An 18,844-nucleotide genomic window follows, 5' to 3' on the forward strand; every position below is an offset into this window, starting at 1 on the left:
ACGAGTGTATGGCACGTGTGCGGACGTTGGCGATCGATCTGGCGAAGAGCGTTTTCCAAGTGGCCGGCGAGGACGAGCGAGGCACTGTTGTTTTCGAGGACCGGATCAAGTCGCGCGAGTCGTTTGTCGAGTTCCTGAGGACGCTGAAACCGCCGTTGGTGGTGCTTATGGAGACCGGCCCTGGCGCGCAGTCATGGGCGCGTGAGTTGCAGTCACACGGCATCGAGGTTTTCGTACTACCCGCACAGCGAGTGGAGGAGCATCGCAGCGGCGCCAAGAACGACCGCAAGGACACTTTCGCGATCCTGCGTGCGGGGCGCGACAAATCGATCCACGCAGTTCCGGTCAAGTCGGTGGAGCGGCTGACGATGCAGGCTCTGCATCGGGTGCGTTCGGGGTACGTGTCGCGGCGTACGGCGATCAGCAATCAGATTCGCGGGTTGCTTACCGAGCATGGGCTGGTCTTCGCGCGCGGCGAGATGGCGCTGGTCGTTCGCCTGCGGCAGGTGCTGGAGGATGCGAGCTTGCCCATTCCCTTTCGGCTGCGCGATCTGATTGCGGATCTGTGGGCGGAGTGGGAATGCTTGGGCGAACGCATGGCTGCGCTCGACGCGGAGTTGCAGAGCGTGGCAACAACCGATCCACTGACGCGGCGCCTGATGACGGTTCCTGGTGTAGGGGCCGATGACTGCGACCGCATTGGTGTGCAAGGACTTGAATCCAGAACGCTTTGCCAATGCGCGACAATTTGCGGCGTATTTTGGCGTCTCAGGTTCCGCAGTTCGCGCTGAAATCCAGGCGGTTTCGAGGGCCAGAATGCTTGAAGTGTCGCGGTTTTGCTGGGGTTCGTTGTGGATAAGCCGAATTCTCGTGTAGTTACACGAATGACCCCTACTGGCTATTGCAGGCTGGCGATAGGCGGGTATATGGTAGGCACATGTTCACGCGCATCTCCCGCTCCGGTGGCCGGGCCTATCTGCAGTTGGTTCAGGCGTACCGCAACGAGGCGGGCGATCCGCGATCGCGCGTGGTCGCGAACCTGGGGCGGCTCGATCAGCTCACCGAGAAGACACTCGCGCCACTGATCGCCGGGCTCGAGCGTGCCGCAGGGCGCGCGCCGCAGGTGGCCGAAAACGTGCCGGCCGTGGTGTTCGAGTCATCCAAGGCATTTGGCGATTTGTATGTGTTGCATGCGCTGTGGTCGGAACTGGGCTTGGCTGCGGCGCTGTCGCGCGCTGCGTTCGTCGCGGCGGCAGTTCGACGCGGCAGCGATGGTTCGCGCGATGGTGTTCAATCGCTTGTGCGAGCCGGAGTCGAAGCTTGGAATGCTGCGTTGGCTGGACACTGTGGCGATGCCGGAGATGCCGGCGGCGGTGACGCACGACCACTTGCTGCGCGCCATGGATGCGTTGATGGATCGCGTCGACGATGTGGAGTCCGCAGTGGCTGCACAGCTGCGACCGCTGCTCGACAGCGAGTTGTCGGTGGTGTTCTACGACTTGACGACGATCCGCATCAGCGGTGCCAGCGACGTCTCCAGCGATGCGCATCGGGGCTGAGCAAGGAAACTGGCGGTGTCGCGCGGCAGTTCGTGCTCGGCGTGATCCAGACGGCACAGGGTTTGCCGATCGCGCATCAGGTGCATGCCGGCAACGTCGGCGAAGTCACGACATTGATTCCGATGATCGAGGCCACGCTCAAGCGCGCTATGCCCTGAAGCGCGTCGTGCTGGTCGCCGACCGCGGCTTGTTGAGCCTCGACAACCTGGCGGCGATCGAAGCCCTGCGCACGCCTGCGGACAAGCCGATCGAATACATCCTCGCGGTGCCCGGCCGGCGTTACACCGAGTTCGCCGACATCGTGCGCGCGGCGGAAATCAACGATGGCGTCGGCGAGTCGGTGTGGCAATCACGTCGCCTGGTGATCGCCCACGACGAAGATCGCGCGCAACGACAACACGCCGAGCGGCGCAAGACCGTCGAGCGCCTTGGCGATGAGGGCGAGCGCATGGCCAAGCGGCTGGACGACGAAGATGCCGGACAGCCTCAGCGCGGGCGCAAGTCGAGTGACCGCCGCGCGTACCTGCGCTTCTCGGAACAAGTGAAAGCGCAAGGTCTCAGCCGCATCCTCAAGGCTGATCTCAACGCCGACCAGTTCAGCTTCGACATTGACGAGGATGCGATCCAGGATGCAGAGCAGTTCGACGGCAAACTGCTGCTGGTCACCAACACCACCTTCAATGCCGCCGACGTGGTTGATCGCTACAAGTCCCTCGCAGACATCGAGCGCGGCTTCCGCGTCCTCAAGAGCGACATCGACATCGCGCCGGTGCACCACCGCCTGCCGGAGCGGATCCGCGCCCACGCCCTGATCTGCTTCCTCGCACTCGTCATGCATCGCGTCACGCGCCAGCGCCTGCGCGACAGCAAGAGCCCGCTGTCACCGACCCGCGCTCTCGCGATGCTCCAAGCAAATCCAGAAACACCGCGTCGCCATCGATCACAAGCCCGTCAGCGGCATCAGCCGAATCAGCCCCGAGCAAACCGACCTGTTCAGCGCTCAATCTCCCCCGCCACCCCAAGCCAACGCCTTGTAGTCACATTTTGCCTGTTCGGCATCAATGAAATCAATGCTTTACGGCGCCAACTGCGGAACTGGTGGCGTGGTGCCAGATCAGGCGAGCAGTGGCAATCGAATCCGGCTGAGGGGCATGTCCAAGCGCGGAGATGGCTATGTCCGCAGCCTACTGATCAACGGTGCACATGCTGTGTTGCGACAAGTGAATCCGGCGTGCGAGGAAAGAAAACATCCGCATCGTCTTCGCCGCTGGAAGGAGAAGCTGGGCAGCAAGGCTGCTGCGGTGCGCCTGGCCAATCGCAACCTGAGAATCATGTACGCGTTGCTGAAGAACGGCGGCAGCTACCGCGAGGATGCCGCCATGAGATGAAACCTGCGTTCACCCCGGGCGCTGAGCGCCCAGCCTGCTGCTTCACGCACGAACCACAGGTAAGACCGACGCGGATCGGTTCCTAACACCTACGGCCCTTGAGGCCTACACGTGAATTGGCAGTCCGCGTGCTCATCCGATGCTGGCCCAGGCGATGCTTCGCCGATCAGAGGCCTGATACATAGACGCAGCCAAGGTCCGTGAAAAAAGCAGCGGTTGACGGAGGGGGTGAGTCCATACATAGGGTGTGCCGAGCAAAGCGAGGCGCACCGCTCAACCCAGCCCGCGGACTCTTCTTGCTGCGCTGCACGATTGACAGTCTGTAACGACGCGCCTAGCTTCCGGCGCTGCCGTGCAGGGGGGCGATGCGTCGCAGAAATGGGCGCGTCTTCACTCGAGTCTCCAAAACAGATCGCCGACCGCGCCGCAGAACGGCGGCAGAGGAGCGTCGCGGCCACTGCGGGACCACGCCAAATCTCTGGGGAGAAATGATGAAGCTTCAAGCGCAATTGCTGTTGTCTGCCTCGCTTGCCGCCGCCTTGATGGCGGTCGGCCCCGTGACCCTTGCCGCCGATGCACCAGCGCCCGAAATGCGCTCCGGCATAGACCGCGTCGCGGACTTCAGCGAGTTCGAACTGGAAGTCGGATTCGGCAAGCGCATCGCGCGCCGTGATTCGGATCTCGGCACCCGACGCCTCGTTCATCAAGGTGCATTTCGATTACTTCCAGCCTGCCCAAGGGCCTGGCCGTCGAAGTGTTCAATCGCGACGGCAGCGAGATTTATCGTTATGGCAACGAGCAACGCGACGCTTACACCTTTGACGCCAAGATCGGCCAGAACGGCATCAACAGTTTTGCCGCCATGTCGATCCATGGCGATGTCGCCAAGATTCGCATCGTCGGCACGGCGCAGGAGCGCTGGACCGCGGCGCACGGTATCCGCGTCAGCCGAATCCTCGAAGGATTTCCGGAAGAGCTGAAGCCCACACTCGCAGCTGAAGGACTGTGGCGATCGGCGCTGGCCCGAAGTCGATCTGCGGCGTCGACAACAAGCAGGCAGCGGCGTGTTTCGTCATCGGATCGCCACCGCGTTCGATCGCGCGCGTCCGGTCGGCAAGTTGATTCTGGCAGCGGCGGTTCGTGCACGGCCTGGCGCGTTGGCGCAAGCAACCACCTGTTCACGAATAACCATTGCTTCACCACCACCGCGCAAGCACAGGCTGCGGAAGTGTGGTTCAACTACCAGCGTGCGACTGTGCCAGCAGCACCGGCGCGACCGTGACCAAGGTCACCGGCAACACCATGCTGAAGACCGACGCGACGCTCGATTACACTTGTTCTCGGTCAACAACCTCGCGTCGATCGCGAGCTTCGGCTACCTCGGACTGGATATCAGCGCCGACGACGAACCAGGAGATCTACATTCCGCAGCATCCGGGCGGGCGCATGAAGGAGATCGCGACCACGGTCGACGGCGGCGCGCGCTGCAAGGTCGACAACGCGAACCAGGACGGCAATGCCGCCGGCACCGACGCCGGTTACACCTGCGACACCGAACAGGGTTCTTCGGGTTCGCCGGTCGTCGCACGTTCGACGAACAAGGCGATCGCGCTGCACCACTTCGGCGGTTGCAACAACTCCGCGCCAAGTTCTCGCTGATCTGGCCGCAAGTCTCGTCGTTCTTCGGTGGCACCGTGCCGAACGGCGATACCGGCACGCCGAGCAACGCCGCGCCGACGGCGAACTTCTCGGTCACGACGAGCGGCCTGGTCGCGAGCTTCACCGACAGCAGTACCGACAGCGACGGCACGATCGCGTCGCGCAGCTGGAACTTCGGTGATGGCACCACAAGCACGGCGACGAACCCGAGCAAGACCTATGCGGCCGCGGGCACCTACAACGTGACCCTGACCGTGACCGACAATGGCGGTGCGACGAACAGCAAGTCGTCATCGGTCACTGTCGGCACCACGAACACGGTGTTGCAGAACGGCGTCGCCAAGACCGGACTCGGCGCGGCGATCGGCACCTCGTTGAACTTCACCATGGTCGTGCCGTCCGATTCGACCGGACTGAAGTTCGTGTTGGCCGGTGGTACCGGTGATGCCGACCTGTTCGTCAAGTTCGGCTCGGCACCGACCGACACCGTCTACGACTGCAAGTCGGAAGGTTCGACAAATGCCGAGACCTGCAACATGCCGACCGCCATGCCCGGCACCTGGTACGTGCGCGTCAAGGCGTACGCGGCGTTCTCGGGTGCATCGCTGACCGGCAGCTACACCATCACCGGTCCGCGCCAGACCTACAGCAACACCGCCGACTACCAGATCCGCGACAACACCACAGTCGACTCGCCGATCACGGTCAGCGGTCGTAGCGGCAACGCACCGACGAATGCCTCGGTCTCGGTGAACATCGTGCATACCTATCAGGGCGACCTGAAGGTCGACCTGGTCGCGCCCGATGGCTCGCTGTACAACATCCACAACCGCACCGGCTCCGGCACCGACAACGTGATCAAGACGGTCACGCTGAATCTCGGAACCGAAGCGCTGAACGGCATCTGGAAGTTGCGCGTCAACGACAACGCCGCCGGCGATACCGGTTACATCAACCAGTGGTCGGTCACCTTCTGAGGCCGATCCGGCAATGCGCTACCCCGCACCCCGGCCTCGTGCCGGGGTGTTTTTTTCGGCCCAGCAGGCGCACGCCACCGGATTTGCGCGAAGACCTTCTTCGCGACCATGGTTGCGAGGTGGCGCGTTGTTCGCGGCTGCATTCTTGGATTCGTCCGCATGCCACGAGCCATCCACGCCGTGGCGCTGCTGGCCGCGTTCGTCGCGGGCCAGGCCTGCGCCCAGGACTTCACCGCGCATGGCACGCAGCCGGGAGCTGGCGGTGCCGCTGGAGGATGTCGAGTCCTGCGCGTCCCTGCCACGGCACCTTCGGCGCACCGGCGCGGGCTTCCTGCCGCACGATTCCTGGGGCGGCCTCGATGATGTTGCACGCGACCCGCCACCCGCCGTTGCTGCGCGACGGCTTCGAGTGACCGCATCGGTGCGCACCGCGTTGCGGTGCACAGCCCTGCAGGAACCCATTCCTCCGTCAAGCGCTGTCTTTCCTGCGAACCGTGGCGGCGCCCAGGGATCACGCCTCTGATCGGCGAAGCAGCGACTGCAGCTACTCGCCCATGATTGCGCGCCAGGCCCGGTCACCATCATCACCACCCAAGACCGTCTCAGCGTCCTCCCGAAGAAGCGCCCTGCGTCTTTCGGTGGTTTCGGAGCAGACCACGCATCGCCTCCGAGACCGCGAACTGGTCCGGGGTGTAGCCGCGTTCGGTTTCGGCGTTGGGGTTGGCGCCGGCTGCGAGCAGCAGCCGTGCGGCGGAGAGGCGGTCATGGCGAGCGGCGAAGTTGAGCGGGGTATTGCCATCGCCATCACTGGATTCGAGGTCGGCGCCGCTTGCGATCAAGGCACGCACCAGCGCGTCGTCGGGGCAGTGGCGCATGGCCGCGTGCAGCATCGATATCTCTGGGCGGGTGCCGTTCGCGTCGGCGCCATCGGCGAGCAGCCAGAGCGCGGCGTCGGCATGACCGTTGCGGATCGCTGCGGCGAGCGCGGTGCTGCGATGCCAGCCGCTGCCGAAGACGCGGCGCGCGCTGACCCGATCCGCCTCGACCAGGCGACGCATCGCGGCGACGTCGCCGAGACTCGCGGCGCAGAGCAGATCGTGTGCGGCGCCGAGCCGCAGCAGCTGCTGCACCGTCTGCGCGTGGCCATGGAAAGCGGCGACATCGACGCCCGGCTCGCCCTGCGCCGTGCGCGCGGTGGCCACTGCCAGCGCACCGATCTGATCGGCGAACAGGACAACACCGCATCGAGTCCGCCGCGCGCTGCAGTCACGGCGTTGTCGCCTTGCGCACCATGCTGCAGCGGATCGACGCCGAGCACGATCAGGTCACGCAGCAGCCGCAGGCGCGCCACGGCTTCACGCGGCGGCCAGAGTGCGCCGCAGCCGCGCACGAACAGCAGCAACACGTTGCTGCCTTCGTGGTCGCGAACATCGACCGCGGCGCCGCGTGCGAGCAGGGCATCGAGGCCGGCGGCACAGGTATTGTAGGTCGCGGTCATCAGCGGCGTCTGACCGGCATCGTTGCGCGCGTCGATGTCGGCACCTCGACCAATGACCTCGTCGAGCAGACCATGCACCGGCGGATACGGTGCCATGCAATGCAACAGCGTCTGTCCGATCGGGCCGACGTCGCGCACGTCGACTCCCGCAGCGAGCAACTCCGCGAGCGCCGCGGCATTCTCGAAACGCGCCGCCAGATGCGCGGCGGGTCGCCACAGCTGTCGTAGCAATCGGGTGACACGCCCTGCTGCAGCAACCTGCGCAAGGCCTCGACCTGCCCGCCGACCGCCGCGGAACAACAGCGCCTGTTCCTCCGGCGAGGATGCGGAATGGCGACGGTCGCCGCTCATTGCGCCGACTCCGATCTCCATACCGCACTCATGCCCGCCCTCCGAGGCAACCGCTCGGGCACAAGGCTGGCGCAGGACCGAGTGCGCGAGTGTCCACCGCTGTGCTGGGGGGCTTTGCGTCAGCCTGCAGACTCATTCGAGTTGGCATGGACACCACATCGCCCCGGCGGCTTGCAGTGCAGGCGACGAGCTGCGCCTCCTGCGTCGGCCGGGTCGAGCGCGTTGCTGCGGGTGCCGGGGGTGGTGGCGGCGAGCGTGAACCTGGCGACGGAGTCGGCGCAGGTGCAGGCCGATGCAACGGTGACGGTCGAGGGCGCTGCTCGCGGCCGCGGTCGAGCCGGCTGCCGCGACCGTACCCGCCGCGATGGAGCAGCCGGATGCGGACGCGGCGATAGCGCGACGCGCAGGAGTGGCGTCACTTGCTGCTCGCGGTGTTGCTGTCGGCACCGCTGGCCCTGCCGATGCTCGGGCTGCTGTGGGGCCAGCACTGGGTGTTGCCGGCGTGGCCGCAGTAATGGCTGCTGGCGACGCCAGTGCGTTCTGGCCGGGCGCGTTTCTACCGCGCTGGCTGGGCGGCGCTGCGCGCCGGTACCGGCAACATGGACCTGCTGGTCGCGCTCGGTACCACTGCCGCCTATGGACTCAGTATGTGGCAGTGGTCGGCCGGACACGCGCACGGGGATGCGCCGCACCTGTACTTCGAGGCATCGTCGGTGGTGATCACGCTGATCCTGCTCGGCAAGTGGCTGGAGTCGCGCGCGAAACGCCAGACCACGGCGGCGATTCGCGCACTGCAGGCGCTGCGACCGCTCACCGCGCGAGTGCTGCGCGACGGCGTCGAACTGGAGCTCGCGATCGCGTTGCTGCGGCTCGGCGATCGCGTCGTGGTACTGTTCGGGGAACGCATCGCGGTCGATGGCGAGGTGGTCGAGGGCGAGAGCCAGGTCGACGAGTCGCTGCTCACTGGTGAGTCGATGCCGGTGCCGAAGCAGACCGGCGAGCGCGTCACCGGCGGCGCGATGAATGGCGAGGGGCGGCTGCTGGTGGAGACGCGCGCGCTCGGCGCCGAGACTGCGCTGGCACGCATCATCCGCCTGGTCGAGGACGCGCAGGCGAAGAAGGCGCCGATCCAGCGACTGGTCGATCGCGTCAGCGCGGTGTTCGTGCCGGTGGTGGTGGTGATCGCCATCGCCACCCTGCTGTTCTGGGGGCTCGCGCACGGTGACTGGCCGACGGCGGTACTGAACGCAGTCGCGGTGCTCATCATCGCCTGTCCGTGTGCGCTCGGGCTGGCGACGCCGACCGGCGATCATGGCCGGCACCGGCGTCGCCGCGCGTGCCGGGATTCTGATCCGCGATGCCGAAGCGCTGGAGTTGGCGCGCGATGTCGCGGTCGTCGCCTTCGACAAGACCCGGCACGCTGACCGAAGGCCGCCCGCGTCTGCTGCAGGTGCAGGCATTCGATGGCGACGAGGCGCTGCTGATCGGCCTCGCGGCGGCGTTGCAATCAGGCAGCGAACATCCGCTGGCGCGCGCGGTGCTGGTCGCAGCGCGCGAGCGGGGCATCGCCATCACGGCTGCGCCCGAGGTGCGCGCGATCGCCGGCCAGGGCGTGCGCGGTCGCGTCGCCGGGCGCGAGCTGTCGCTCGGCAATGCCCGCCTGATGCAGGCGGCTGGCATCGATCTTTCGTCGCTGCAAGCGCACGCCGATGCACAGGCCGCGCTCGGCCGCAGCGTGGCGTGGCTGGCGACGCCGGACGCGGGCGTGCTGGCGCTGCTCGCGTTCGGCGACCGAATCCGCCCGCAGTCGCGCGCGGCGATTGCCCTGCTCGCAGCGCGCGGCCTGCGCACGGTGCTGATCTCGGGCGACAACCGCGGCGCGGCGATGGCGCTCGCGCGCGAAGCCGGCATCGCCGAAGCCGACGTGCACGCCGAGGTCGCACCGGGCGACAAGGCAGCGTTGCTGGATCGACTGAAACAAGGCGGCCGCGTGGCCATGGTCGGCGACGGCATCAACGACGCACCGGCGCTGGCCGCGGCCGATGTCGGCATCGCCATGGGCAGCGGCACCGACGTGGCCATGCAGACCGCCGCCATCACGCTGATGCGACCCGACCCGCGCCTGGTCGTGGATGCCATCGACCTGTCGCGCCGCACCACCCGCAAGATCCGCCAGAACCTGTTTTGGGCGTTCCTCTACAACGTCATCGGCATCCCGCTCGCCGCCGCCGGCCAGCTCGACCCGGTCATCGCCGGCGCCGCGATGGCGTTCTCCAGCGTCAGCGTCGTCGCCAACACCCTGCTGCTGCGCCGTTGGCGCTCGACCACGCGGGCGCACTCGGGCGCGTCGCTGCTAGCATCCCCGCCATGATCGATTGGTCCACCTGCCCGGAAGTCGAACGCGACGCGGCACGCCTTGGCGGCGCCTGGACCTTTCGCGGCACGCGCGTGCCGGTGTCGGCGCTGTTCGAGAATCTCGAAGAAGGTGCACGCGTACAAGACTTCATCGCGTGGTTTCCCGGCGTGTCTGCGGATCAGGTGCGCGCGGTGCTCGAGCACGCCGCACGCAGCGCGCTGGCCGCGGCCTGATGCGCATCCTGTTCGACCAGGGCACACCCGTGCCGCTGCGCGATGCCTTGATCGGTCACGAAGTCATCACCGCCTACGAAGCGGGATGGGCAACGTTGCGCAACGGCGAACTCTTGCTCGCCGCCGAGCAAGCCTGTTGCGAGGTGTTGCTCACCACCGACACGAACTTGCGCTACCAGCAGAATCTGGCTTCCAGGCAAATCGCGATCGTCGTGCTACGAACGACCCGCTGGCCGCGCATTCGTCAGCAGCTGCCCGCGCGTACTCGACGCCATCGCCCGCTGTAGGCGCGGCGCCTATCTGGAAGTCGAGTTCGATGCCTGAATCCGTGCGGGCCATGCCTAAAACCGATACGACAACCCGACCGTGAAGATCGCGTCGCCCCAGCCGTCCTGGCCGGGTTGGCCGGTGTCGTTGAGGTCGTAGCGGAAGCGCAGGTCGCCGCGCAGCAGCAGCTTGCCGTTGTCGGACAATTCCCAGGAGCCACCGGTGCCGACCTGCATCATCGCGTCGCGACCTTCGGTGATGCCGCTCGGCGCCTCGAACTCGGAGACGCCGACGCCGACCAGGATGTAGGGGTCCCACAGCGGTTCGCGGTTCACTTCGAGGTAGTTGACCGCGAACGTGGTGTGGCTCAGGCCATAGTCCATCGAGAAGTCGAGCTGGTCGGCACCGAGTTCGAACTCGATCACGCGCTTGTCATCGAGCGTGCGCGACAGCGTCAGCACTTCGGCCGAGCCATCCAGCCGAAACGAGTTGTCGGTGATCATGCCGCCGATGCGCGCACCGAATTCCCATTGCGCGTCGTCACTCGCACGCGCTGCGGCGTTGCCTGCGAACAGCAGGGCGAGCACGACCAGGCAGTATCGAAGCACTTGTCTCATTCCGGATCCCTGCGTTGTTCCGATGATCGCACCGCGCGCCAACTGAACCACATCGTCGCCAGCGATGCGACCCCGGCCATGGCCGCAAAGGTCGCGACGCCGAATCCGATGCCGCGCAGGCCGAGCATGGCGAAGCTGGTCAGCACGTCGCCGGCACGCCACACCGCGGTGTCGATGAAGGCCTTGGACTTGTACCGCAGTTCGCGCGGCACGCGCGTGTACAGGCTGTCGCGCGCCGGTTGCACCAGGCCGTAGCCGCCGGCGCGCGAGATCACCATCGCCAGCATGGTCGTTTCCGCACCCGGCAAACAGCCCACCGCCGCCAACACCACGATGTTCATCGCCGCCGCGAACAGCAGCACCGCCAGCGGCCCGAGGCGACTCATCAGCAGCGGCGCGAGCAGCAACTGGAAAATCATCTGCAGCCCGTTCGCGGCCTGGTCGATGCCGGCGAAGTACTCGGTGCGCGCGATCGCGGTGGTCAGTGTGTCGCGGGCGATGTCGGAATTGAGCGCGTAGAGCATGGTGCCGATGACATCGGAGAGCAGCATCAGGATCGCCATCGCGCGCAGGAACGGATCACGCAGTACCTGCACCGCACCCGACCACAGCCCCCCGCCGATCGGCTGCTCGGCGATGCGCGCGTCGCGCCGCCCGTGCTGCTTCGCCCAATGCGTCAGTGCCAGCACGCACAGCAAGGCCGCACACAGCGCCAGCGCCGACATCCACATCAGCCCGGCGACACCGACCTGCCCGACCAGTTCCTTCGCCGCCGTCGGCCCGGCGATCGCACCGATGGTGCCGCCAATGCCGATCGGCCCGAACAGGCGGCGCGCCTGCTCGTCGGTGAACAGGTCGGCCATGAAGCTCCAGAACACCGCAACCACGAACAGGTTGAACACGCTGACCCAGATGTAGAACCCGGCCGCGAGCAGGGTGCCGGGCGCATCGGTGCGCAGCAGCGGCGAGAACGCGACCATGCCGATCGCGAAGAAGGCGTAGGTCACCGGGATGAACACCCGGCGCGGATGACGCGCAACGATGGCGCCATAGAACGGCGTCAGCACCAGGGTGGCGAGAAAGGTGCCGGTCCACAGCCAGGGCAGCGCATCCGAGCCGCCCGCGGCGGCGCCGAGCTGCTCGCGCACCGGACGGATCAGGTAGTAGGAACCGAGCACGAGGAAGAAATACAGCGCCGCGATCGCCGCTGCCTGCACTTCGCGCAAGGCACCGGACATCCGCGACGCCTGCGCCGCTTGCACCTGCTGCGATTGCGCCACGGGAACCCGAAGATCGAACCGGGACGCAGTGTAGCGGCCCCGGCTTGCACGTACACTCGGGGCATGAAGCTCGCATCGATCCATGTCTATCCGGTCAAGTCCATGCGCGGCCTCGCGCTCAACGAGGCCCGAGTCGAAACGCGCGGCCTGCAGCACGATCGCCGCTGGATGCTGGTCGATGGCAAGAACCGCTTTGTCACTGCGCGCCAGCATCCGCTGCTGCTGCACTTCGCGGCGGAATCGATCCGCGATGGCCTGGTGCTGTTCGCGCCCGATGGCAGCGCACGCGCCGTGGCCGAACCGCCTGCAAGCGCCCCCACGCTCGCGGTCGGGATCTGGAAGTCTTCGAGCCCGGCGCGGCTCGCCGACGCCGCGACCAACGAATGGTTGTCGCACCATCTCGGGTTCGCGGTGCGGCTGGTGCATGGCGGAGGACTGCCTGCGCGCGGTGGCCGCCGAGTGGTCCGAGCCCGGCGACTTCGTCAGCTTCGCCGACGGTTTTCCGCTGCTGCTGATCGGCAGTGCCTCGCTCGATCTGCTGAACTCGAAACTGGCGCAACCGGTGTCGATGACGAACTTCCGTCCCAGCATCGTGGTGCAGACGCGCGAGGCGCATGTCGAGGATCGCTGGCGCCGCATCCGCATCGGCGCCGCCAGATTCGCCATCGTCAAACCCTGCACGCGCTGCATCCTCACCACCATCGACCCGGACACCGCGATCGCCGCCGCCGACGGCGAACCGCTGGCGACGCTGCGCGGCTATCGGCGCGAAGCCATCGGCGTCACCTTCGGCCAGAACCTGCTGGTGCGCGCGACCGGCCGCATCACCACCGGCATGGCGGTCGAGGTGATCGAATGAAACTGCGCCGAGCATTGGCCCGGCGCGCCCGCTGAGCCGGAGCAAACCGCCCGTGAGCTACGACTACATCATCATCGGTGCCGGCTCCGCGGGTTGCGTGCTCGCGCACCGGCTCTCGGCCAACCCGAACACGCGCGTGCTGCTGCTCGAAGCCGGCCCGCGCGACTGGAACCCGCTGATCCACATGCCAGCGGGATTCTCGAAACTGATCTCGCGCAAGGGCCTGAACTGGGACTACGGCACCGAACCCGAACCGCAACTCGACCAGCGCCGCCTGTGGTGGCCACGCGGCAAGGTGCTCGGCGGTTCCAGCTCGATCAACGCGATGTGCTACATCCGCGGCCATGCGCGCGACTACGACGATTGGTCGGCGCTCGGCGCGCCCGGCTGGGACTGGAACTCGGTGCTGCCGTATTTCAGGCGCGCCGAACACAACGCGCGCGGTGCCGATGCACTCCATGGCAACCAGGGGCCACTTTGGGTCAGCGACCTGCGCCATCACAATCCGCTGTCGTCGGTCCTCCTTGATGCCGCCGTCGAACTCGGCTTCGAGCGCAATGCCGACTTCAACGGCGCACGCATGGAGGGCTTCGGCTTCTACCAGGTGACGCAGCAGGACGGCCGCCGCTGCAGCAGCGCCGCCGCCTACCTGACTGCCGCGCGCGGGCGCGACAACCTGGTCGTGCAACCCGGCGCCCGCGTCGAACGTGTGCGGATCGAACGCGGTCGCGCCGTCGCGGTCGAGTACCGCCACCGCGGCGAGCGCGTGCGCGTCGAGGCCGCGCGCGAAATCCTGCTCGCCGGCGGCGCCATCAACTCGCCGCAACTGCTGCTGCTCTCCGGCATCGGCGCCGGCGACGAACTGCGCCGGCACGGCATCGAGCCGAAGCACGACCTGCCCGGGGTCGGGCGCAACCTGCACGACCACCTCGACGCATGCACCATCTTCCACTGTCTGCAGCCGCTCAGCTATGACCACGCCAACGAGCTGTGGATCGGCCTGCAATACGCGTTGCTGCGCAAGGGACCAGGCACCTCGAACATCGCCGAGGCCGGCGGTTTCGTACGCTCGTCCCTGGCACCGGATGAACGCCCCGACCTCCAGTTCCACTTCGTGCCGGCGATCCTCGACGACCATGGCCGCAAGCGCCATCCCGGCCACGGCATGACCCTGCACGCCTGCCATCTGCAGCCGCGCTCGCGCGGACGCATCGAACTGGCCAGCGCCGATCCGCTGGCACCGCCGCGCATCTTCGCCAATTACCTCGGCGACGCCGACGGCTTTGATCGTCGCGTGCTGGTCGAGGCGGTACGCCTGTCGCGACGTCTGTTCCAGGCGCGCGCGTTCGATGCTTACCGCGGCGCCGAGATGTTCCCCGGCGATGGCGACGATTCCGAAGCGGCGATCAGCGCCTTCCTCAGCCGCAAGTCGGAGACCGTGTACCACCCGGTCGGCAGCTGTCGCATGGGTAGCGACGCGCTCGCGGTGGTCGACCCACATCTGCGTGTGCGCGGCATTGAGGCCCTGCGCGTGATCGATGCCTCGGTGATGCCGAAGATCGTCAGCGGCAACACCAACGCCCCGACCATCATGATCGCCGAACGCGCAAGTGATCTGATTCTTGGCGAATGAGGGGAGCGTTTCCGCAAGTCCGCCCTCATCCCCGGCCCTTCTCCCGGTGGGAGAAGGGAGACCAGAGAGCGCGCTTCCCTTCTCCCACCGGGAGAAGGTGGCCCGCAGGGCCGGATGAGGGAGGCTTTGCCGTCAGCGCGAGAGCATCGGCGGCAGCGGGCAATGGATGGCGGCGCAGGCGACGCGCAGCAGTTCCGACTCGGCCACGGTGATGCGTCCGTCGTGGCTGATGCTGGTCACCATCGCCTCGATCAGCAGCTGCTTGCCGGCGGAATCGAGCTGATCGAGCGCGGACAGGGCCGGCACCAGCGAGAGGTGCCATCCGCTGCTGTCCGGCATGCTCACGCCGCGCTGGCCGTAAAGCATCTGCATGCCGGCCTGGAAGCCGCGTTGGGCATCGACCGTGCTGTCGTGGCCGGCGTGTGCGAGCACCGCGAACAGCAGCGCCGTCTCGGCCTCGCACTGCACCAGCTTGCGCCGACCGATCACGCGCGCGCGCGCCGGATCGAGCGCCTCGATGACGTGGATCGAGACCAGCCGCGCCAGGCAGAACTCGAACAGGCCCTGCTGGCCGTCGGCATGAATCAGGCGATCGATCAGCTGCACAAACTCGTTCAACCACGGCCGCGGATGCCGACGCAGCGCCGGGAACGCGATCGCCGCGAGCGGCATGCGCTGCATCGGATGCAGAGCATCGATCGCCTCGCGCATCAGCCGCGTTTCGGCTTCGGCCTCGGGCCCGAGCTGCGCCACGATCATCGCGCTCTGCGCGGCACGGATGTCGGCGTCGCGATCAAGCAGCAAGGCGCAGATCACGCGGTCGGCAGTGCGCTGCGCGCGCGCGGCTGCGAGCAGCAGCGGCGGAATGCGATTCTGGATGTTGTCGGCGGTGGCGAAGTCGTCTTGCCGCGGCGCGCCGACCTGATTGGCGACGATGCTCGGCTGCACCGCGATGTCGCTGCGCGCATCCGGCAAGGGCGGTGGCCCCTGGGTCGACCCGGTCGCGGGGGCACTGGCGAGTCCAACGCCGGCAGCATCGTCGAGCGCGAGCACGTCCAGCGGCTGCGACCACTGCTTCGCGATCGCCGCGAACTGCTCCGGCTTGAACTGCTTGTCCAGACGCTGGATCCGATCGAGCAGCGGCGGATGGGTCGCGAACATCGAGGAGAAGTTCATGCCCGACCCAAACAGCATGTGGCTGACTTCCTCGACTTCGGCGTTGTCGATTTTCGAACCCTGCGGCAGCCCGCCCACTTTCTTCAATGCCCCGGCCAGGCCCTCGGTCTGGCGCGTGAACTGCACCGCCGAGGCGTCGGCCAGGAACTCGCGCGAGCGCGACACCCCGGCCTTGATCCAGCGTCCGAAGAACACGCCGACATAGCCGATGATCATCACCGCCAGCGCGATCACGAAGATTGGCACGGTGCCCTTGCTGTCGCGCGCATGGCGCATGCCTTCGAGGATCTTGCGGCCGATGATGCCGATTACCAGGATGCCGAACAGCAGGCCCATCAGGCGGATGTTCAGGCGCATGTCGCCGTTGAGGATGTGGCTGAACTCATGCGCGACCACGCCCTGCAACTCGTCGCGCTTGAGCTTTTCCAGCGCGCCGCGGGTGACGGCGATGGCCGCATCGGCCGGCGTGTAGCCAGCGGCGAAGGCATTGATGCCGGACTCCTGTTCGAGCACGTAGATCTCGGGCACCGGCACGCCCGAGGCGATCGCGATCTCCTCGACCACATTGCGCAGGCGGCGATAGTGCGGATTGTTGGTCTCGGCCGAAATCAGCGTGCCGCCGAGCGACTGCGCGACGGTGCCGCCGCCCGACCGCAAACTTCCGATCTTGAACAGTGACGCCAGCGCGATCACCGCCCCCACGATCAGGCTGATGCCGAGCAGTGCACCGCTGTGCTGGGCGATGATCTCGCCGGCGGAGAGGTTGGCGGCGCGAGCCTCGTCCGCATTCGCCAGCATCGCGATGACGATGACCAGATCGATCGCGGCGATGATCGCCAGCACCGCGAGCACGAACAGCACGATCAACCGCTTCGACTGCTTGCGGGCCTGATGCTGGAGTTCGAAGAAGTTCATGCGTTCGCCCCGCGTCTTTCGAAGGGCGACAGCCAACCAACCCCGTTCGCCCTGAGCCTGTCGAAGGGCGTGTTCAGCGGCCGGGCTTCGACAAGCTCAGCCCGAACGGGGCATTGCGCGCATGATCCGTCTCAGCTCGACCTAACACGGCCAGAAGCTCAGTCGAACTTCACCTTGACCGCTTCGCGCTTGACCGCATCTTCGATCTGCAGCAGCGCGGCTTCCTTGAAGTTGAACATGCCGGCGATGATGTTGTTCGGGAACACGTCGCGGCTGACGTTGTAGCCCATCACCGAGTCGTTGAAGGCCTGGCGCGCGAACGCGACCTTGTTCTCGGTCGAGGTCAGTTCCTCGCTCACCTGCATCATGTTCTGGTTGGCCTTCAGGTCCGGATAGGCCTCGACCACCACCATCAGCTTGCTCAGCGCCCCGGCCAGCTGGCCTTCGGAGGCAGCAAGGTTCTGCATCGCCGCCGCGTCGCCGGGGTGCGCCTGCGCCGCCTTCAGACCGCTGACCGCGGCATTGCGCGCGGCGACCACGGCTTCGAGGGTGCCGGCCTCGTGCTTCATGTAGGCCTTGGCGGTCTCGACCAGGTTCGGGATCAGGTCGTAACGACGGGTCAGTTGCACGTCGATCTGGGCGAACGCGTTCTCGTAGCCGCGGCGGGCGCGGATCAGGCCGTTGTAGATGCCGATCACCCAGAAGGCCACCACCGCCACCAGCACCAAAAGGATCAACAAACCCATCATTGCCCTGCCCTCCGCCTGTGATGAAACGGGCCGCATTGCACCAGACTGCTTGCTAGAATCGCGGCGTCCACACGAGCATAACATGGGCGTTTTACGAAGCTTTGCATCCGTCGCCGGCACCGCCAGCCTCGCCCTGATGGCCGCTGCCACCGCGTCTGCGGCCAACACCGGCGCCGCCGCCAATGGCGTTGCAGACGCTGCGATCGTGGCTGAGTTCGAGCGCCTCAGCGATGCCGTGATGCGTACCGGGCAGACACCGGCGCTGGCCGCCGTGGTCGTGCGCGATGGCGCCATCGTCAGCTTGCGCGGCCTCGGCATCTCCGAACAGGGCAAGCGCGTCGTGGCCGGACCCGACACCGTCTTCCGCATCGCCTCGCTGTCCAAGTCGTTCGCGGCCTCATTGACGGCGTTGCTGGTGAACGAGCGTGCGCTGCAATGGGAAGACCGCGTCCAGGACCTGGTGCCGGCACTGCTGTTGAAAGACATCGAAGGTGCCGGCCGACTGCGCATCGACGACTTGCTCAGCCATCGCTCCGGCCTGCCGCACAACACCCTCGATCGCGCGCTCGAAGCCGACTCGCCATATCCATTGCTGGTCGAACAGCTGGATGAAGTCACGCCGGTGTGCTCGGTCGGCAGCTGCTACAGCTACCAGAACATCGCTTTCAGCCTGATCGGCGACGTGACCTTCGCGGTCACCGGCGACTTCTTCACGCACCAGGTCGAGAAGCGCATCTTCCATCCGCTCGGCATGGAAACCGCCACCTATGGGCGCGACGCACTCGAGTCCAGCGGCGACTGGGCGCGGCCGCATGTGAAGCGCAGCGGTCGCTGGCAGTCGGTCTATCCGAAGCTCACCTACTACCGCATTCCGCCCGCAGCCGGCGTCAATGCCAGTGCGCGCGATCTCGGGCAGTGGATGCTGGCGCACCTCGGCCACGCACCGGAAGTGCTCGACAGCGAGTTGCTCGCCACCCTGCATGCGCCGCAGATCGACACCCCCGGCGAAGTACTCGGCTCGCCCTGGCGCCGTCAACGCGTGCGCACGGCTTCCTACGCGCTGGGCTGGCGCGTGTTCGACTACAGCGGCCATCGCATGATTTTCCACGCCGGTGCAGTGCAGGGCTATCGCGCCGCGCTGGCGATGCTGCCCGACCACGACTTCGGCGTGGCGCTGCTCTGGAACAGCGAGTCCGCGGTGCCCGCGGGACTGCTGCCCACCCTGATCGACCGCGAGCTCGAATTGCCGGCGCGCGACTGGCTGCAACTCGATCGACTGACGCCGCGTCCAGCGGCGCGGCGCAAACGCGTTGCCAACCCCTGACGG

Annotated in this window: 14 protein-coding genes and 3 pseudogenes; 12 read left to right on the top strand and 5 right to left on the bottom strand. The window is 66.7% G+C overall.

Translation table 11 applies throughout. The features are described from left to right. Positions 1 to 26: 26 nt before the first annotated feature. The 5 genes and pseudogenes from IPG63_00375 (at position 27) to IPG63_00395 (ending at position 5,583) form a co-directional block, all read left to right on the top strand. Positions 27 to 791, top strand: coding sequence for an IS110 family transposase (locus IPG63_00375; protein ID MBK6725710.1), 765 nt, complete (start codon positions 27 to 29; stop codon positions 789 to 791). Positions 792 to 937: 146 nt separating this feature from the next. Beyond that, a pseudogene (locus tag IPG63_00380) lies at positions 938 to 2,596 on the top strand (IS1634 family transposase). A 33-nt stretch (positions 2,597 to 2,629) separates the two neighbouring features. After that, positions 2,630 to 2,947 carry a transposase gene (locus IPG63_00385; GenBank protein MBK6725711.1) on the top strand — a complete coding sequence of 106 codons (318 nt, stop codon included), beginning with the start codon at positions 2,630 to 2,632 and terminating at the stop codon, positions 2,945 to 2,947. Between the two features lie 754 nt (positions 2,948 to 3,701). Continuing rightward, positions 3,702 to 4,229: a hypothetical protein gene (locus tag IPG63_00390; protein ID MBK6725712.1), complete on the top strand. Its 528-nt coding sequence runs from the start codon at positions 3,702 to 3,704 to the stop codon at positions 4,227 to 4,229. A 52-nt stretch (positions 4,230 to 4,281) separates the two neighbouring features. Then, on the top strand, positions 4,282 to 5,583 hold the full coding sequence (locus IPG63_00395) for a proprotein convertase P-domain-containing protein (protein MBK6725713.1): 1,302 nt from the start codon (positions 4,282 to 4,284) through the stop codon (positions 5,581 to 5,583). A 602-nt stretch (positions 5,584 to 6,185) separates the two neighbouring features. Here IPG63_00395 and IPG63_00400 read toward each other — a convergent pair. After that, positions 6,186 to 6,785, bottom strand: a complete 600-nt coding sequence (locus IPG63_00400) for an ankyrin repeat domain-containing protein (GenBank protein MBK6725714.1) — start codon at positions 6,783 to 6,785, stop codon at positions 6,186 to 6,188. Positions 6,786 to 6,865: 80 nt separating this feature from the next. On the opposite strand from IPG63_00400, the gene IPG63_00405 reads away from it, so the two are divergent. The 4 genes and pseudogenes from IPG63_00405 to IPG63_00420 all read left to right on the top strand — a co-directional run bounded on the left by IPG63_00405 (position 6,866) and on the right by IPG63_00420 (position 10,345). Beyond that, positions 6,866 to 7,309, top strand: a complete 444-nt coding sequence (locus IPG63_00405; protein ID MBK6725715.1) for a hypothetical protein — start codon at positions 6,866 to 6,868, stop codon at positions 7,307 to 7,309. A 95-nt stretch (positions 7,310 to 7,404) separates the two neighbouring features. Beyond that, positions 7,405 to 9,803 (top strand): annotated as a pseudogene (locus tag IPG63_00410) (copper-translocating P-type ATPase). Continuing rightward, positions 9,800 to 10,021, top strand: coding sequence for a DUF433 domain-containing protein (locus IPG63_00415; GenBank protein ID MBK6725716.1), 222 nt, complete (start codon positions 9,800 to 9,802; stop codon positions 10,019 to 10,021). Before IPG63_00410 ends, IPG63_00415 begins: the two are co-directional and overlap by 4 nt. Further along, positions 10,021 to 10,345 (top strand): annotated as a pseudogene (locus tag IPG63_00420) (hypothetical protein). Before IPG63_00415 ends, IPG63_00420 begins: the two are co-directional and overlap by 1 nt. A gap of 17 nt (positions 10,346 to 10,362) precedes the next feature. Here the strand turns inward: IPG63_00420 and IPG63_00425 are convergent. Continuing rightward, on the bottom strand, positions 10,363 to 10,905 hold the full coding sequence (locus IPG63_00425; GenBank protein MBK6725717.1) for a hypothetical protein: 543 nt from the start codon (positions 10,903 to 10,905) through the stop codon (positions 10,363 to 10,365). After that, a complete protein-coding gene (locus IPG63_00430; GenBank protein MBK6725718.1) occupies positions 10,902 to 12,143 on the bottom strand; it encodes an MFS transporter in 1,242 nt (413 codons plus the stop codon). The genes IPG63_00425 and IPG63_00430 overlap by 4 nt, the downstream gene beginning before the upstream one ends. Positions 12,144 to 12,248: 105 nt before the next feature. Between IPG63_00430 and IPG63_00435 the strand changes: the two genes are divergently transcribed. Both IPG63_00435 and IPG63_00440 read left to right on the top strand, forming a co-directional pair. Next, entirely contained in the window at positions 12,249 to 13,079 is an 831-nt protein-coding gene (locus IPG63_00435; GenBank protein ID MBK6725719.1) for an MOSC N-terminal beta barrel domain-containing protein, read from the top strand. A gap of 17 nt (positions 13,080 to 13,096) precedes the next feature. Beyond that, positions 13,097 to 14,677, top strand: coding sequence for a choline dehydrogenase (locus IPG63_00440; GenBank protein MBK6725720.1), 1,581 nt, complete (start codon positions 13,097 to 13,099; stop codon positions 14,675 to 14,677). Positions 14,678 to 14,809: 132 nt separating this feature from the next. Here IPG63_00440 and IPG63_00445 read toward each other — a convergent pair whose 3' ends face one another. Together IPG63_00445 and IPG63_00450 are read right to left on the bottom strand one after the other, a co-directional pair. Next, positions 14,810 to 16,768, bottom strand: a complete 1,959-nt coding sequence (locus IPG63_00445) for a M48 family metallopeptidase (protein ID MBK6725721.1) — start codon at positions 16,766 to 16,768, stop codon at positions 14,810 to 14,812. Between the two features lie 158 nt (positions 16,769 to 16,926). Continuing rightward, a complete protein-coding gene (locus IPG63_00450; GenBank protein ID MBK6725722.1) occupies positions 16,927 to 17,514 on the bottom strand; it encodes a LemA family protein in 588 nt (195 codons plus the stop codon). A gap of 85 nt (positions 17,515 to 17,599) precedes the next feature. On the opposite strand from IPG63_00450, the gene IPG63_00455 reads away from it, so the two are divergent. Further along, on the top strand, positions 17,600 to 18,841 hold the full coding sequence (locus tag IPG63_00455) for a beta-lactamase family protein (protein MBK6725723.1): 1,242 nt from the start codon (positions 17,600 to 17,602) through the stop codon (positions 18,839 to 18,841). Positions 18,842 to 18,844 lie beyond the last annotated feature (3 nt).

The sequence above is a fragment of the Lysobacterales bacterium genome, from assembly GCA_016703225.1.
Classification (GTDB): domain Bacteria; phylum Pseudomonadota; class Gammaproteobacteria; order Xanthomonadales; family Ahniellaceae; genus JADKHK01.

Coding starts and splice junctions, on each gene's coding strand:
- IPG63_00385 (MBK6725711.1), top strand. CDS start 2,630: ATGCTTTACGGCGCCAACTGCGGAACTGGTGGCGTGGTGCCAGATCAG.
- IPG63_00415 (MBK6725716.1), top strand. CDS start 9,800: ATGATCGATTGGTCCACCTGCCCGGAAGTCGAACGCGACGCGGCACGC.
- IPG63_00425 (MBK6725717.1), bottom strand. CDS start 10,905: ATGAGACAAGTGCTTCGATACTGCCTGGTCGTGCTCGCCCTGCTGTTC.
- IPG63_00430 (MBK6725718.1), bottom strand. CDS start 12,143: ATGTCCGGTGCCTTGCGCGAAGTGCAGGCAGCGGCGATCGCGGCGCTG.
- IPG63_00435 (MBK6725719.1), top strand. CDS start 12,249: ATGAAGCTCGCATCGATCCATGTCTATCCGGTCAAGTCCATGCGCGGC.
- IPG63_00445 (MBK6725721.1), bottom strand. CDS start 16,768: ATGAACTTCTTCGAACTCCAGCATCAGGCCCGCAAGCAGTCGAAGCGG.
- IPG63_00450 (MBK6725722.1), bottom strand. CDS start 17,514: ATGGGTTTGTTGATCCTTTTGGTGCTGGTGGCGGTGGTGGCCTTCTGG.
- IPG63_00455 (MBK6725723.1), top strand. CDS start 17,600: ATGGGCGTTTTACGAAGCTTTGCATCCGTCGCCGGCACCGCCAGCCTC.